Here is a 14211-nt window from a genome sequence, read left to right as displayed (position 1 = left end):
TTTCATTGAGGTGTTGGCTTGTCATCTGTCGACATACTCTACGCCAGCAGAAAGCGGAAAGATTGGCGGCCGCCGGCCGCCGCGAACCTTACGGAACCGCCTACCGACTACCGGCTACCCATCCCGAACGAATGGAGGTTATGTGAAGCACGCAGCACAGGTGAAGCGTCTTATCGAGGCAAAACAGCAGCGATACCTTGAACTGGCCAATGAAATCTGGGCACATGCCGAGATGCGCTACAGCGAATATCGCTCGGCCGAGTTGCATGCGGCGCTGCTCGAGGAGGAAGGGTTTCGCGTGACGCGTGGCGTAGCCGGAATGCCGACGGCGTTTGTGGCGGAGGCGGGCAGTGGTGGCCCGGTCATCGGATTTCTTGGTGAATACGATGCCCTGGCCGGACTGAGCCAGGAGAGCGGCGCGCTGACCTGCGTACCGGCCACTGACGCAGTCAACACCAACGGACACGGCTGCGGCCATCACCTGCTCGGCGCAGGCGCACATCTCGCGGCCGTCGCCGCGAGAGATTATTTTGCCGCAAACAACATCAGCGCCACGGTGAGGTTCTACGGTTGCCCCGCCGAGGAAGCGGCTGCCGGCAAGACGTTCATGGCGCGCGACGGCTTGTTCGATGACCTCGACGTTGCGTTGAGCTGGCACCCGTCGGTAGCCAATTCGGTGTTCATGAACGCCACGCTCGCGAACGTCCAGGCGTATTTCCGCTTTCACGGCAAGGCTGCGCACGCGGCATTGGCGCCGCATCTTGGGCGCAGCGCGCTGGACGCCGCGGAACTCATGAATGTGGGTGTCAACTATCTGCGCGAGCACATGCCGGATCAGGCGCGCGTGCATTTCGCCTACATCAATTCCGGCGGCATTTCGACCAACGTGGTGCCGGTGCTCGCCGAACTGCTTTATACCGTGCGATCTCCTCACAGTGCGGACGCGCGCGACCTGTTCGAGCGCGTCAAGCAGATCGCGCACGGCGCCGCATTGATGACCGGCACGCGTCTCGAGATCGTTTTCGACAAGGCCTGCTCGAACGTGCTGCATAACGACACGCTCGATCACGTTCTCGACGCGAACATGCGCGCGCTCGGCGGTTTCGACGTCAGCGACCGCGACGTCGAATTCGCCAGGCAGATTCAGCAGACCATATCGCCGGGCGATTTGGAGAACAGCGCCCGTCATTTCGCGGCGGCCCTTCGCGACCCGCAGCCGATCGTGACTGAAATCCAGCCGTATCGGGCTGACATGATACGGCCGGTGACAGGCTCGACCGATGTCGGCGATGTCACCTGGGTCGTCCCGACCACGCAATGCCTGACGTCGTGCTTCGCGTGGGGAACCGGTTTTCACTCATGGCAAATGGTCTCGCAGGGAAAGGCGACGCTGGCTCACCGGGGCATGTTGCTCGCCGCGCAGACGCTGGCGGCGACGGCGGTTGATCTGGCCGGGCAACCGGATGTGCTGCGCGCAGCGAAAGCGGAACTTGACAAGAAGCGCGGGTACAAGCCCTATGATTGCCCGATTCCGCCCGACGTCCTGCCTCCGCCGGCGCGTATTCTGGCGACCGCCTGAGCGTCGCTGGTCTGGCATATCGGCCAGGAGCTATCCATGCGCGTTCTCAAACTCGCCGGGCACGATGCGACGCTGCGCTTCCATGACCTTCCCGGGTCGGGCACGCCGCTGGTGTTTATCCACGGGCTTGGCTGCGCGTCCTCGCACGACTACCCGCCAGTGATTGCGGATCCGGCGTTGACCGGGCGACGCAGCATCCTGGTCGATTTGCTGGGATCCTGGTATAGCGACCGGCCCGAGCATTTTGGATATCGTGTGGAGGATCATGCTCGAATCGTCGTCGAACTTATTCAGAGTCTCGAACGCGAAGTCGATCTCTTCGGTCATAGCATGGGCGGGGCCGTTGCTATTGTCGCTGCTACGATGGCGCCTCGCGAGGTGCGCAGTCTGGTGCTCGCAGAGCCGAATCTTGATGCGGGCGGGGGATTGCTCAGCCGCAAGATTGCCGGCTATTCCGAATCTGAGTATGTGCGGGACGGCCACGCGCAAATGGCCGCGACCGCGACGAAAAAAGGCAATCCCGGTTGGGCGGCTACTCTCTCGGCCTCCTGTCCCAGAGCAGTCCATCGTGCTGCTACATCGCTGGTACAAGGCGAATCACAGCCGTGGCGCCAATTGCTGCTTGGGCTGCAGATGCCGCGCTCAGTGATTTTCGGCGAGCACTCGCTACCGCATCCCGACACCGTCAACTTGCCGAAGGAGGGTGTCACGGTCGGCATCGTGCAAAACGCAGGGCACTTCATGATGCGGGACAATCCAGCGGGTCTGGCGTCTGCCATCAATGCCGCGTTGTCGGGCGAGTGTTCGGGCGACTCTCTTAACGATTCTTGCGGATAGCTTTCGGGTATCTCGGGTGGCGACACATTTTGCTTTTCACGCCTTTCAGTTGCTGCAGATTCACACCTATACTTGGCTGAGCGAGGCTGGTCCATCCTCATCTAGCGCCTCGCCAGGAGTGTGGATCATGAACATGCCTCGAATGATGGTGCCGCTTGCCGCTACGCTCGTTCTTCTCCCCGCGGTTGCGTTCGCGCAAACATCGAATGCCGGCCCTGTGACCCGGACGAAGGTGACGCAGGAACTCAGGGAACTGATTGGAGTGGGATATCAGCCTGACCTTGTACGGTATGACTATCCGAACGACCTCGTTGCAGCGCAAAAGCGTCTTGACGCCAAACGTGCAGCTCAGGGTATTTCCACGGCTCCAACGCAGTAGTGGACATGCCGGTTTGGGAGTGCCGCGATGCGGAACCCGGCAGGCTCACTTCACGAGCGTCCGCGCTGACAACGGATGATGAATGTTGCCGCTCTCAAACGGCGGAAAGCGGTCGAAATCGGCGCGCATCTGATGAAACACGCTTCCGGTGTTAGCGCTCCAACAGCACGTCGATAATGACGATTACCGCCTGGATTAATCAAGTATCCGGATCATATCGAACTCGCTGACCATTCCCGTCTCACTGCAACATGGCCACCCGCGTGCATGGTGACGTTCGGGGCGCTCGAACTCATGCAAAGCCTTGCCCCTCGAAACCGGCTCCGTCATAAAGCCATTTCGTTTTTATGCCTTACCCGGTCATCTTCAGCGTTGACGAAGCCGGATAATGCAAGCGTAATATAAATGTCGGCTAAGTGAAGCATCGGCAAAATTGACGCGGCTTTTTGGTTGTTTCCACCACGAAGCACTGGCGTTCGCACGCCATATCGCTGGTTAGCAAGCAGTGTTTGCGCAGATTCTGTACGATCCCAGTCAATCGATGATCAGCTAGTGCGGCTACGCTCCCGCGGACGGCGCGCTGCCATCGAATCATTGGCTGCGTGAACCTGGGCGCTTCGTCTTCGTCATGGCCGGGACCACATTGCTGAGATTGTGCATGGACAAGATCATCGTTTTCATACTTCCTGTTTTTGTTGTCCTGATCGGCACCGAGTTTGCTTACGGCTGGTTCAGGCAACGTAATACCTATCGGCTGAGCGACGCACTGAGCAGTCTCAGCCAGGGGCTGATAAGCCAGTTGCTGGCGTTGGTCACGCAGCTCTTTCAAATTGGTTTGTATGTCGTTGTGTTCAATGCGCTGACGTCAACGCCCAACGTCAAGTTCTGGGACACCTGGTACGGCTGGCTGATCGCGATTGTCCTGTTCGATTTCTTCGACTATTGGTTGCATCGCGCGGGGCATGAGTGCGCTGTGATGTGGGCAGCCCATGTCGTCCATCATCAAAGCCAGCACTTCAATTTCTCGACCGCCTTGAGGCAAGAAAGTACCGTCTTGCTCATTGGCTGGATCTTCTACCTGCCCATAGCGGTGATAGGCGTGCCGCCGGAGCAGTTTGGTCTTGCCGGACTGATCGTCCTCTTGTATCAGTTCTGGATTCACACTGAACACGTCGGCAAACTCGGCTGGTTCGATCGCGTGTTTTCGTCGCCTTCCAACCATCGTGTGCATCATGCGGTCAACGACCAGTACATCAACAAGAACTACGGCGGCATGTTTGTGATCTGGGACAGGATGTTCGGGACTTTCGCAGAGGAAGAGGAGCCCTGCGTCTATGGAACGAGGACGCCCCTGCGGAGTTGGGATCCTGGCTGGGCAATCTTTGCGGAATACTGGTCGCTCGTGCAGGCAACGCGGCAAGCGAAGGGGGCAGACAAGTGGCGTATCTGGCTCAACCCTCCGGGTTGGCGACCTTCCGGCTCCAGTGAAGATTTTCATGCAGACATTCAGGCTGAGTCCTCTGCGCCGGCGTTCGACCTGGACGCGGCGAAGCGGTTACATGGAGAGTCGGTTGCCGGCGGCGCAGCGATATTTGCTGTCGTGCAATTTGCCCTGATGATGGGCGCAACGGCCATTTATCTTTGGTACGCGGAAGAACTTTCATATTCGACGGAGCTGGGGCTGACCGCCATTGTCGTCGCCGGACTTTGGGTTCTAGGCGCTTACTTGCAACGCCGTGTGAGCGTCATCCCGGTCATCCTGGTCGACCTGGCGGGCGTAGCGGCCGCGGTCCTGATGTTCAGGGCCTGATAGTCGTTTCCGAAGCCGATCGGGTTTCTCCACAGCCGGCCGCTTCCGCGAGAATCCAGTCACGGAACAATTGCGTGGCGGGGGACATGTGCTTCGATTTCAGCCATGTCAGCCAGTAGCTGCCCGTTCTCACTTCCGAATGGAAGGGGCGAACGAGGAGTTCCGCCTGAAGCTCCCTGGCGAACATGAGCGGGGGAGCCAGCGCTATACCCGCGCCTTGTACCGCAGCTTCCACCATCAAGCGTGACGAATCGAAAACCGGACCATTGACTGGCCACGGATCGAGTCCGGCTGCGTGAAACCAGCCGATCCATTCGTCGGTGCGATACGAACGAAGCAGCGTCTCCTTCGCCAGGTCATGCGGTGTGGAAAGCCTTCTCGCAATATCGGGTGCGCAAAGCACAGTAAGCGGGGCATCAAGCAACGTGACATTGTGCGTTGCAGGCCAGGCGCCGTCACCGAAGCGAATCGCAAAGTCCAGTCCCTCTGCCGCCAGGTCGACCAGATTGTTATGGGTCATCAGCCGCAACTCCACAAAGGGGTGCGTCTGCCGAAACGACTTGAGCCGTGGCAGCAGCCAGCCCACTGCAAAAGTCCCGACAACGCCGATAGTCAACACTTCGTGAAAACGTCCGCCCTCGAATTGCTTCAGCACGCCCTCGATGCGCCCGAATGCATCGGTCAATACCGGAAGCAGCGCGCGGCTTTCGTCGGTCATGCCCAGTCCGCGTGGCAAGCGTTTGAACAGGGTAGTGCCGAGCCGCTCTTCGAGCATCCGAACCTGCTGGCTGACGGCAGCCTGCGTCACATTGAGTTCGAGTGCCGCGCGCGTGAAGCTCAGGTGCCGCGCCGATGCTTCGAAAGCGCGCAGGGCGTTCAGTGGGAGATGAGGCCGGATGGAGTTCATGACATAAGTTTTTCTTTACCCAGACAGAAATTATGCTCGCTTGCGGACAATGCGCAAAGCGACGATATTTTCGTCGCTGCCCGGTGCTTGAGTCCGTCGGAGTATCAGCGGTAAGCGCCAGGCCGATGGCCGGCATTTTTGACAGAAGGAACAATCGTGAAGACATGTCTTTCCATTCCCGTCGTTCTGGGGGCCTTGCTTTCGATGCAATCCGCCTTCGCTGCCAACGCGGCGCCTGCAGCAAAAGAGACGCGGGTTCTGGAAAGAGTGGTTGTAAACGGCACCAATCGGGAGATGGGCATGGGGGTGTCCGAGTTTCCGCCTAATGCCGCGAAACCCCGTCACATGGCGACCGGACCCGAGGTCTGTTATGTGATAAAGGGCGAGATAATCTTGCAGGTGGAGGGGCAACCGGTCCAGGACATCCATGCGGGTGGGAGTTTTCAGATTGCGGCCAATGCGATTCACGTCACCAGGGCCGGACCGGATGGCGCGACTGTCATTGCTACCTGGACATCCACACCCGGGAAACCGTTTAACGTTTCTTCTCCGAATGTTTCGAGTTTTCCGGAGTAATCGGAAACCGTGCGCTCTGTCTTGCGTCAAACGCCGCAGGCTCGATCAAGAGTCAGCCGGGAAAGCACAAGCCGCTGGTTTCGCTTGGTCTGCGCCAGCCGCCCAAACACCTTCTCATCCTATGTTCAGCTTGCTTGCCTACGGAGATTTCATGCGTCCCGGTTTTTTCAAGAAGTTACTGATTTCCACCTTGGTGTCTTCATGTCTTCCAGCGTCCAGCGCATTTTCAGAAAGCGCAAATAGACAGCAAGAAATCTCCGCCGTGATTGACCGCGCAATACGTCCGGTGATGCAGGAATACAAAATTCCAGGAATGGCGGTCGCGGTAACCATCAACGGGGAGAGTTATTTTTTCAACTACGGTGTGGCGTCACTTGAAACACGACGGCCGATTACAAACGAAACGCTCTTTGAGATGGGATCGGATAGCAAGACATTTACGGCAACACTGGCTTCGTACGCGCAGGTCAATGGCAAGCTTTCGTTGTCCGACAGCGCCAGTAAATATTTGCCGTCCCTGCGCGGCAGCAGCTTTGACAACATCAGCCTGCTCAATCTGGGCACGCACACGGCCGGCGGTCTCCCGTTGCAAGTGCCGGATGGTATTCACAATACCAATCAGTTGATGGAATATTTCCGGCACTGGCAACCCACTTATGCCGCGAGTACATACAGAGCCTACTCGAACCCGAGTATTGGCATGCTCGGCATGATCGCTGCCCGAAGCATGAATGAGTCCTTTGACGACGCGATTGAAAAGAAGTTATTCCCCATGCTTGGAATGACGCACAGCTATATCAATGTGCCGCCGGATCAGATGAAGGATTACGCCCAGGGCTACACCAAGCAGGGCGCCTCGATCAGGCTGAACGCCGGGGTCCTGTCCTCGGAAGCGTACGGGGTGAAATCGAACACGGCGGACATGGTCAGGTTTATTGCAGCGAACATGCAGATGATCAAGATTGACAGCAAGTTGCAACGCGCGATTGACAACACCCACACCGGATATTTCAGGTCGGGTGAAATAACGCAGGACCTCATATGGGAGCAATACCCCTATCCTGTGGAACTGAAACAGGTTTTGGAAGGCAATTCGGACAAGATGATTTTGCAGGCTACGAAAGCAACTGAGTTAAACCCTCCGCTCCAGCCACAAGCCAATACGCTGATCAACAAAACCGGATCAACCAACGGGTTTTCATCCTATCTTGCCTTTGTTCCCGCTCAAAAATTGGGGATCGTCATACTTGCAAATAAAAGTTATCCCATCGCTCAAAGGGTGACTGCTGCGTATCAGATATTGACCCAACTTGGCAGTCAGTCCAGTCCAAAGAACTGACCGGTTTCCCGACCGCGCCACCCGCCGCGTCAACGGGCGGACCTGCAACGCCCGGCCGGTCACCAATCAAGCTTTCGAAACGACGCCGATCCGGCGCGATCGGGTTGTCACGCCCCATCGTTCTGACCCGCCAATCAGCGCCTGATCAGCATCGAAAGCACGGCGCTTGCTGCGCAAAGCCCCGCGACAATCGGAAAGATGATCGACGTATGGCCGGTCGTATCGATGATGTGTCCGATCACCGGTTCGCCGATTCCAGCGAACATGTACGACATGGTGTTGAGTACGCCTGTCGCTGTACCCGCCGCTCGGCGCCCGAAAATGTCGGGACACAGGGCCCAGAACGAAGAGGCGGGTCCGAACACAAAAAAGCCGCATAAAAACAGAAGCGCAATCGCAAGCATGCTGCCGTGAGGCACGAACATCATGAAGATCGCGGTCGCACAGGCGAGCACCATGTACCAGACGATCGCCAGATAGCGGCGCCCCTGGAACAGCACGTCGGAAATCCAGCTATTCGACAGTGATCCAAGCGCCATGCCTATGGGTAATGCGACCGTAATCCATTTCGGATCGATCAGCGCCGATGAGCTCTTCCAGTCCATGCCGAGAAAGTGGACCGGCACCCAGACCACCAGCGCATACCGTGCGGCGTTCTGAAAGCCGATCGCGAGGCCCGTGATATAGAGCCTCCAGTTCTTCATCACCAGCGCATAGCGCTGCGCACTCGTCAGTTCATCGTCCGGCTCGACAGCCGATGTTGTGTCGCCCGTTTTATCCACGGCAGGCAGATGCCGGGCCTCCGGCCGTTCAGCAACGAAGAGCAGCAACACCAGGGCGCCGAGCAGCATGGAAAGCGGTGCAAGACGGAAGATCCAGACCCACCCGAGATGCATGGTTCCCAAGATGACGACCGGGAAAATATAGGCTAGCACCGAAGAGAATCCGGAGAAGCCAATGTAGATGCCGTACACAAAACCGCGATGGTCGTGGCCCCACCAGTTGGAGAGCAAGCGGCTGCCCGGTGCGAAACCCATCGACTGGAAATAGCCGTTGAGTCCCCAGGCCAGCAGAAAGAACAGGAACGTATGGCCGAAACTGAACAACCAGTTCGCCGCCAGCGAGAGGATGGCCCCGGCGATCATCATCGTCTTGCCGCCCAGTTTGTCCCCCAGGTTACCGTTGATGAACTGACCGCCTGCATAACACCAGAGCATCGTCGCGCTGATCCAGCCGATCTCGTACTTCGACAGGCCGTAGTCGTGCTGAATGCCGGCAACCGCAAACCCCAGCGTTTGCCGGCCGGTGTAGTAGAACAGGTAGCAGAAGGTCACGCCGATCAACGCACGCCACTTGTATTGCGCGAAACTCGTGCTCCGTTCGACGGATGTGTATCGCAACGCGTCAGGTCTATCTGAGGGCATTACTGTCTCCATGCGGCGCGCGGTCTTTGCCGCGCTGACCGTTTTTTGTTATCAGGCGAGGTGATTGAGTGCGAGGTCGATGACGTCGAAATTGCGTAAGCGCCGTGTACCGTCAATGCCGCCAAGCTTGCGGTTGAAAATGAGCGGCACTTTCTGTTCGGACAGGCCGCCGTGAGAACGCAGCGGCACGGTGAGTCCGGACAGATCGTGTTTATCGGAAGCACTGCCAAGCACCGTCAGCCTTTCGCCGAGTACCACCACTTCACCAATCCGGTCCGGCGGCAGCTCGAACTGCTTGCTTGCCTGCGCCCGTGTCAGTACAGACTCAACACCGCCGATAGCCGCGAGAAAAGCCATGACGTCACGCTGTTTCTGTTCGTCGTGGTCATGCAAATAGACCGTCGCGTACGAGCCGAGCGCACCGTGATGCTTGACGTACGGATCGGTGATCGGCAGGAGCACACGCGTGGTTTGCGCGCCGTACCGTGCATCGAGCCGGTCCTGCAGGAATACGATATTGGGCCGTCCGATCGAATCGGTTTTCGCGTTCATGCCGTGATCGGCGGTGATCGCGAGGACCGCGCCTTCTGCGTGCAGGCGCTGCAGGTAGTCATCCATCATCGCGTAGAAAGCATTCGCTTCCGGCGTACCCGGTGCGTGTTTATGCTGCACATAGTCCGTGGTGGACAGGTACATCAGGTCGGGGCGCTCCTTGCGCAGGAGGGACAGGCCGGCAGCGAACACAAATTCCGATAGCTCCGAGCTGTACACCGAAGGCACAGGCATGCCGACTCTCGCGAGGATGTTCTCGATGCCGTGCTGCTGCAACGTCACCTGGTCAGCTTTTTCAGCCGAGAAACAGATTCCCTCAAGCCGGTGGCCAAGCAGGCTGCGCAGCTTGTCCTTCGCGGTAACAGCAGCGACCCGTTGGCCCGCACGCGCCATCTCCGCAAGAATCGTGGGCGCGCGCAGGTATTTGGCGTCGTTCATCAGGACTTCGGTGCGCGTCTCTTCGTCGTAGAAGAAATTGCCGCAAATGCCATGTACCGACGGCGGCGCGCCGGTGACGATCGACAGGTTGTTCGGGTTCGTGAACGAGGGCACGACGCAGTCCCCCGCCAATACCGTTCCTCCCGAACCCAGGCTCGCCAGGAACGGCGCCTTGCCCGCCAGGATCGCCTGGTTGATGTATTCCTGCTCGCAACCATCGACGCACACAACGATCGTGGGGGCAGAGGGCAATTGATAAGTCCGGGAATTGACAGTGATCGACTGGGTCATGATGAAGGCCTCCTGAGTGGAATACCGTCAGCGTATGATGATCAATTTGCTCACACAATCGATAAAATTGTGCAGAATTTGTTAAATAAACTCACATATGCGATCCAAGCTTCCTCCGCTTAACGCGTTGCGTGTTTTCGAAGTAGCTGCCCGCGCGGGCAGCTACTCCGCTGCCGCGCGTGAGCTCAACCTGACGCACGGGGCGGTGAGCCGTCATATCGCCGTTCTTGAAGACTGGCTCGGCCAGCCGCTGTTCGTGCGCGAGGGACAGAGCATGGTTGCGTCCGGGCACGCGCGGGCTTTCGCTCGCGAAATCAGCGCGGCCTTCGACCACATGGCGGATGCGGCGGAACGATATGGCAAGAGCCAGCACGTCAAGGTGATTCGGGTCAGCGCGTCGGCCACCGTCGCCATGCGCTGGCTGATTCCTCGCCTGCCCTTGTTCGCGGCGGTCTGCCCGGACGTTGACGTGCGCGTTTCCACGGCGCTGTCCTCCGATTCCGCGCTACGCGGCAGTTTTGATCTGGCCATCCGCCGCGAGGTCCCCGCAGGGGGCCAGTTCCAGGCGTGGCCATTGTTCGAAGAGCGCAACACGGTGATCGCGAGTCCGGCGCTGATCGCGCAATCCGGCATTTCGTCTGTTCAACAACTTGCCGACGAAACGTGGCTCACGACGGAATCGCGTCCACGGGACTGGGAGATGTGGACGGACGCAGCTGGTCAACCGTCCCTTCGAGCGGGCCGAACCTTGAGGTTCGATCATTTTTTTGTGACTTTGCAGGCGGTTGTCGATGGTCTGGGATTCGGCATCGGGCCATTTCCCACGCTCGACGCCGATTGCTCGGCAGGGCGTGTGCAGAAGCTGTTTCCCGATCTGACTTCGAAGGGCGCAACTTACTATGCGTTGTTACCGCTGGATGCCGATAAGCCCGTGCACATGAGGGATTTTATTGACTGGCTGAGGTCAAGCGGCGAGAACGAGCGTTCCGGCAAATAGCGGATCAACTCCACTCGGAGTCATCAGGCGCTTGCCATGTTCAATTCGATGAATCGGACTACTTTCTAAAGCACTCGAAAAGTTGCGCCTAAAAAGCAGGATGCCGCGCGCTCAAAAGAGCTGACAAAGAATCGCGTGCGCCAATCAGATGACTGCGGTGGGCACGCTCTTGCGCGAACTGATCTTGCCGTCGATCTGCGGAAGGAACTCTTGTTTGAAGAGTTGCTGCATGACGTGCATGAAGTCTGTCACGATTCGGGAGCGCGGCTCGTGGGTCGGAAGGACCATGGCCACCTCGTACGAGATCGACGGGGTCAGCCGGCGGCATACCGCGCCGGGGTATCGGGTGTAGGTGGCGGAGAACGGGTCGCATACCGTCAGGCCCAGACCGCCGGCTACCATGCGGCACGCCGAGTGCGCCAGCGCGGTTTCCACCGGGCGTTCGCAAGTCACGCCCGCCGCGTCCATCGCCATTTCCAGGCGCATGCGGATGGGGCTGTTAGGGCTAAGGGAAATCAGGGGCTGGCCCCGCAGGTCCTCAATCCTGATCACTTTCTTGCGAGCAAGCGGATGGTCGCTCGGAAGCATGCACACGGCCTCGACAGCGGGGAACGGGATGATATCGATCCCTGGGTATTCGCTTCCCATGGTCTGGACAAAACCAATGTCGACCTGGTTGGCCGCGGTCAGCTCCATGATGCCCAACGATTGCCGCACGTCCAGCGACGTAGTCACGCCGGGCCGATCGCGGGAAAAGCGGCGCACACCTTCGGTTACCACGCTAAGACCCAACGCGCTCATTGCGGCTATACGCAGGGTACCCGTGCGCAGTGTTTTCAAGTCCTGCGCCACGCGCTCGATCTGTTCAATGCCTTGATAAAAGCGATCGACTTCCCTGAACAGGCGCCGTGCTTCCGCGCCCGGTATCAGGCGATTTCCCTCCCGGCGAAACAGGCGCACATGCAAGGTCTGCTCGAAATCCTTGATCAACCGGCTCACCGCCGGCTGGCTGATTTTCAGCATCTCCGCGGCGATCGTCATGCTGCCGGTGATCATGACTTTGCGAAATGCTTCGAGTTGCCGAGGGTTCAGTTGCATGGCGACCACCAACAATAAACAGGGGGGAAACTTCAGCATAACATTTTGTTATGCGCGTCTAATGCCGTATGGGTTTGCGTTAGGAATATCGGAGCGGAATTATCACTTCCGTTGTAACCGCTTTGCCACATGCCATCGGCTTGCCCGTTGGTTCCCTCCACCTTTGGGAGCCGCTTTGCTGAACTACGCTATTCGACGCTTATTGCTGCTGCCTCCCATGCTGCTGGCGATCTCCATTGCCGTGTTCATGGTGCTGCATTTCATTCCCGGCGATCCGGCTCGGTTGGCTGCCGGCCCGGATGCCACGGAAGCGGACGTACAGCAGATACGCGAGAACTACGGTCTCGATCGCCCGTTGCCAACGCAATATTTCATCTATCTCGGCAAGCTCTCGCGCGGCGATCTGGGTGATTCGTTTCAGACCTATACACCGGTGAGTGAAGGCATCGCCCGAACGCTTCCCGCCACGCTGGAGCTGACCACGGCGGGCATGTTGCTGGCGGTCGCGCTGGGCGTACCCATGGGCGTTGTTGCAGCGCTCAGGCCGCATGGCGTGATCGACAACTCGTTGACGACGCTCGCGGTATTGAGCATTTCCATGCCGGGGTTCTTCATGGGCCTGCTGCTCATGCTGCTATTTGCCGCGACGCTCGGCTGGTTGCCACCCGGTGGTCGCGGGGGCCCGGCTCATCTGGTCATGCCGGCGATAACCCTGGGCTTGCCCTACGTTGCGACGTTCTCGCGGTTGGCGCGCTCGACCATGATGGATGTCCTGGACGAGGACTATATCCGTACGGCTTACGCCAAAGGTGTCCCGCGCTACAAGGTCGTGTTCAAACACGCCTTGTCGAATGCCGCGATTCCCCTGGTCACCGTATTTGGCATGGATTTCGGCCGCTTGCTGGGAGGCGCGGTCATTGTAGAGACCGTATTTGCCTGGCCCGGCATGGGGCGTTACATGCTCGATGCCATCGTCGCCCGCGACATCTACGTCGTGCAAGGGACCATTCTTGTTTTTGCCGCCCTCGTGGTGCTCATCAATCTCATTGTGGATCTTGCATATGGAATCCTCGACCCTCGCATCGCGTACGCCTGAGGTGGCAGTGCCGGCTGCCCGTGCGCCGCGCGGCGGGTTTATCCGGTTCCTGTTTTCGAGGCGGCGCTGGGTAGCATTGACTGCCCTGACGATCATCGCCGGGATCCTGCTGGCGGCGATCGCCGCGCCCTGGCTGTTCGACTGGAATGCGGTAACGCGGGTCGATCTGGAGAAGTCGCTGATCGCGCCCAACGCCTCCTACTGGCTTGGTACCGATGAACTCGGCCGGGACCTGTTAGGGCGGGTAATCTGGGGCGCCCGCATAACACTTGCCGTCGCGTTTGGCAGCGTGGCGATCGCCACGGTGGTCGGCGTCGCGCTAGGTGCAGCCTGTGGATACTATTCCGGCGTCGTGCCCAACGCGATCATGCGGTGCATGGATTTCATGATCGCATTTCCCCGCACCCTGGTCGCCATCGTAGTGATCACCGCGGCGGGCAATAGCGTGCTCAGCTTGACCCTGGCCATTGCAATTTCCACGATCCCGATCTACGTGCGGTTCTTCTCTGCCCCCGTCAAGGCGTTGAAGCAGCGCGAATTCGTGCTGGCGTCGAGATCCATCGGAATGGGTGACTTGGGGTTGCTGGTCAATCACATCCTGCCTAACGTCGGATCGCTCATCATTGTCCAGGCCACGGTATCGCTGGCCGAGGCCATTCTGATCGGATCGGGATTGAGCTTTCTCGGGCTAGGGCCGCCGCCGCCTGTTCCAGAGTGGGGCGCCATGATCGCGGCGTCGCGCCCGCTTCTCGCCATTCACCCCTACGTACTGGTTGCGCCAGGCGGGGCTTTATTCTTCGTCATCCTGAGTTTTAATCTGGTGGGAGATGCTCTGCGCGACTACGTCGATCCGAAATCCCGTCACGGCCGCTGATTTATCCGGGTCTT

At 58.8% G+C, this 14211-nt stretch carries 13 protein-coding genes; 9 read left to right on the top strand and 4 right to left on the bottom strand.

From position 1 onward, the window contains the following. The first annotated feature begins 142 nt into the window (after positions 1 to 142). From ABH944_RS24910 to ABH944_RS24895, 4 genes are all read left to right on the top strand, one after another. Complete coding sequence (locus ABH944_RS24910) at positions 143 to 1579, top strand: amidohydrolase (protein ID WP_404609877.1); 1437 nt, start codon at positions 143 to 145, stop codon at positions 1577 to 1579. Positions 1580 to 1615: 36 nt separating this feature from the next. Beyond that, a complete protein-coding gene (locus ABH944_RS24905) occupies positions 1616 to 2416 on the top strand; it encodes an alpha/beta fold hydrolase (protein WP_404609878.1) in 801 nt (266 codons plus the stop codon). Positions 2417 to 2543: 127 nt separating this feature from the next. Then, entirely contained in the window at positions 2544 to 2795 is a 252-nt protein-coding gene (locus ABH944_RS24900) for a DUF4148 domain-containing protein (protein WP_404609879.1), read from the top strand. Positions 2796 to 3453: 658 nt separating this feature from the next. Then, positions 3454 to 4605 (top strand): sterol desaturase family protein, encoded by a 1152-nt coding sequence (locus ABH944_RS24895; protein WP_404609880.1) that lies wholly within the window; start codon positions 3454 to 3456, stop codon positions 4603 to 4605. On the opposite strand, the gene ABH944_RS24890 is transcribed toward ABH944_RS24895, so the two are convergent. Further along, entirely contained in the window at positions 4595 to 5512 is a 918-nt protein-coding gene (locus tag ABH944_RS24890; RefSeq protein ID WP_404609881.1) for a LysR substrate-binding domain-containing protein, read from the bottom strand. The two genes, ABH944_RS24895 and ABH944_RS24890, sit on opposite strands and share 11 nt — an antisense overlap. Before the next feature lie 156 nt (positions 5513 to 5668). On the opposite strand from ABH944_RS24890, the gene ABH944_RS24885 reads away from it, so the two are divergent. Further along, positions 5669 to 6088: a cupin domain-containing protein gene (locus ABH944_RS24885; protein WP_404609882.1), complete on the top strand. Its 420-nt coding sequence runs from the start codon at positions 5669 to 5671 to the stop codon at positions 6086 to 6088. A 151-nt stretch (positions 6089 to 6239) separates the two neighbouring features. Further along, entirely contained in the window at positions 6240 to 7427 is a 1188-nt protein-coding gene (ampC, locus tag ABH944_RS24880; RefSeq protein WP_404609883.1) for a class C beta-lactamase, read from the top strand. 134 nt (positions 7428 to 7561) lie between these two features. Here the strand turns inward: ampC and ABH944_RS24875 are convergent, their stop codons facing one another. Next, on the bottom strand, positions 7562 to 8851 hold the full coding sequence (locus ABH944_RS24875) for an MFS transporter (protein WP_404609884.1): 1290 nt from the start codon (positions 8849 to 8851) through the stop codon (positions 7562 to 7564). 51 nt (positions 8852 to 8902) lie between these two features. Further along, positions 8903 to 10132: a phosphonoacetate hydrolase gene (phnA, locus tag ABH944_RS24870; protein WP_404609885.1), complete on the bottom strand. Its 1230-nt coding sequence runs from the start codon at positions 10130 to 10132 to the stop codon at positions 8903 to 8905. A gap of 97 nt (positions 10133 to 10229) precedes the next feature. On the opposite strand from phnA, the gene ABH944_RS24865 reads away from it, so the two are divergent. Continuing rightward, positions 10230 to 11129, top strand: a complete 900-nt coding sequence (locus ABH944_RS24865) for a LysR substrate-binding domain-containing protein (protein ID WP_404609886.1) — start codon at positions 10230 to 10232, stop codon at positions 11127 to 11129. Positions 11130 to 11273: 144 nt separating this feature from the next. Here the strand turns inward: ABH944_RS24865 and ABH944_RS24860 are convergent, their stop codons facing one another. Beyond that, positions 11274 to 12227 (bottom strand): LysR substrate-binding domain-containing protein, encoded by a 954-nt coding sequence (locus ABH944_RS24860; protein ID WP_404609887.1) that lies wholly within the window; start codon positions 12225 to 12227, stop codon positions 11274 to 11276. Between the two features lie 175 nt (positions 12228 to 12402). Between ABH944_RS24860 and ABH944_RS24855 the strand changes: the two genes are divergently transcribed. After that, positions 12403 to 13323, top strand: coding sequence for an ABC transporter permease (locus ABH944_RS24855; RefSeq protein WP_404609888.1), 921 nt, complete (start codon positions 12403 to 12405; stop codon positions 13321 to 13323). Continuing rightward, positions 13289 to 14197, top strand: coding sequence for an ABC transporter permease (locus tag ABH944_RS24850; RefSeq protein WP_404609889.1), 909 nt, complete (start codon positions 13289 to 13291; stop codon positions 14195 to 14197). The genes ABH944_RS24855 and ABH944_RS24850 overlap by 35 nt, the downstream gene beginning before the upstream one ends. Positions 14198 to 14211: the final 14 nt, after the last annotated feature.

Origin of the sequence: Caballeronia udeis, from assembly GCF_044909315.1 — a bacterium.
GTDB lineage: Bacteria > Pseudomonadota > Gammaproteobacteria > Burkholderiales > Burkholderiaceae > Caballeronia > Caballeronia udeis_A.
The sequence above is the reverse complement of the archived record's forward strand: the minus strand, read 5'-3'. Positions and strand labels throughout refer to the sequence as shown.

What these genes read in the sequence shown, in the direction of transcription:
- phnA (WP_404609885.1), bottom strand. Translation starts at nt 10,132, where the DNA reads ATGACCCAGTCGATCACTGTCAATTCCCGGACTTATCAATTGCCCTCT.
- ABH944_RS24895 (WP_404609880.1), top strand. Translation starts at nt 3,454, where the DNA reads ATGGACAAGATCATCGTTTTCATACTTCCTGTTTTTGTTGTCCTGATC.
- ABH944_RS24850 (WP_404609889.1), top strand. Translation starts at nt 13,289, where the DNA reads ATGGAATCCTCGACCCTCGCATCGCGTACGCCTGAGGTGGCAGTGCCG.
- ampC (WP_404609883.1), top strand. Translation starts at nt 6,240, where the DNA reads ATGCGTCCCGGTTTTTTCAAGAAGTTACTGATTTCCACCTTGGTGTCT.
- ABH944_RS24865 (WP_404609886.1), top strand. Translation starts at nt 10,230, where the DNA reads ATGCGATCCAAGCTTCCTCCGCTTAACGCGTTGCGTGTTTTCGAAGTA.
- ABH944_RS24890 (WP_404609881.1), bottom strand. Translation starts at nt 5,512, where the DNA reads ATGAACTCCATCCGGCCTCATCTCCCACTGAACGCCCTGCGCGCTTTC.
- ABH944_RS24900 (WP_404609879.1), top strand. Translation starts at nt 2,544, where the DNA reads ATGAACATGCCTCGAATGATGGTGCCGCTTGCCGCTACGCTCGTTCTT.
- ABH944_RS24905 (WP_404609878.1), top strand. Translation starts at nt 1,616, where the DNA reads ATGCGCGTTCTCAAACTCGCCGGGCACGATGCGACGCTGCGCTTCCAT.
- ABH944_RS24875 (WP_404609884.1), bottom strand. Translation starts at nt 8,851, where the DNA reads ATGCCCTCAGATAGACCTGACGCGTTGCGATACACATCCGTCGAACGG.
- ABH944_RS24860 (WP_404609887.1), bottom strand. Translation starts at nt 12,227, where the DNA reads ATGCAACTGAACCCTCGGCAACTCGAAGCATTTCGCAAAGTCATGATC.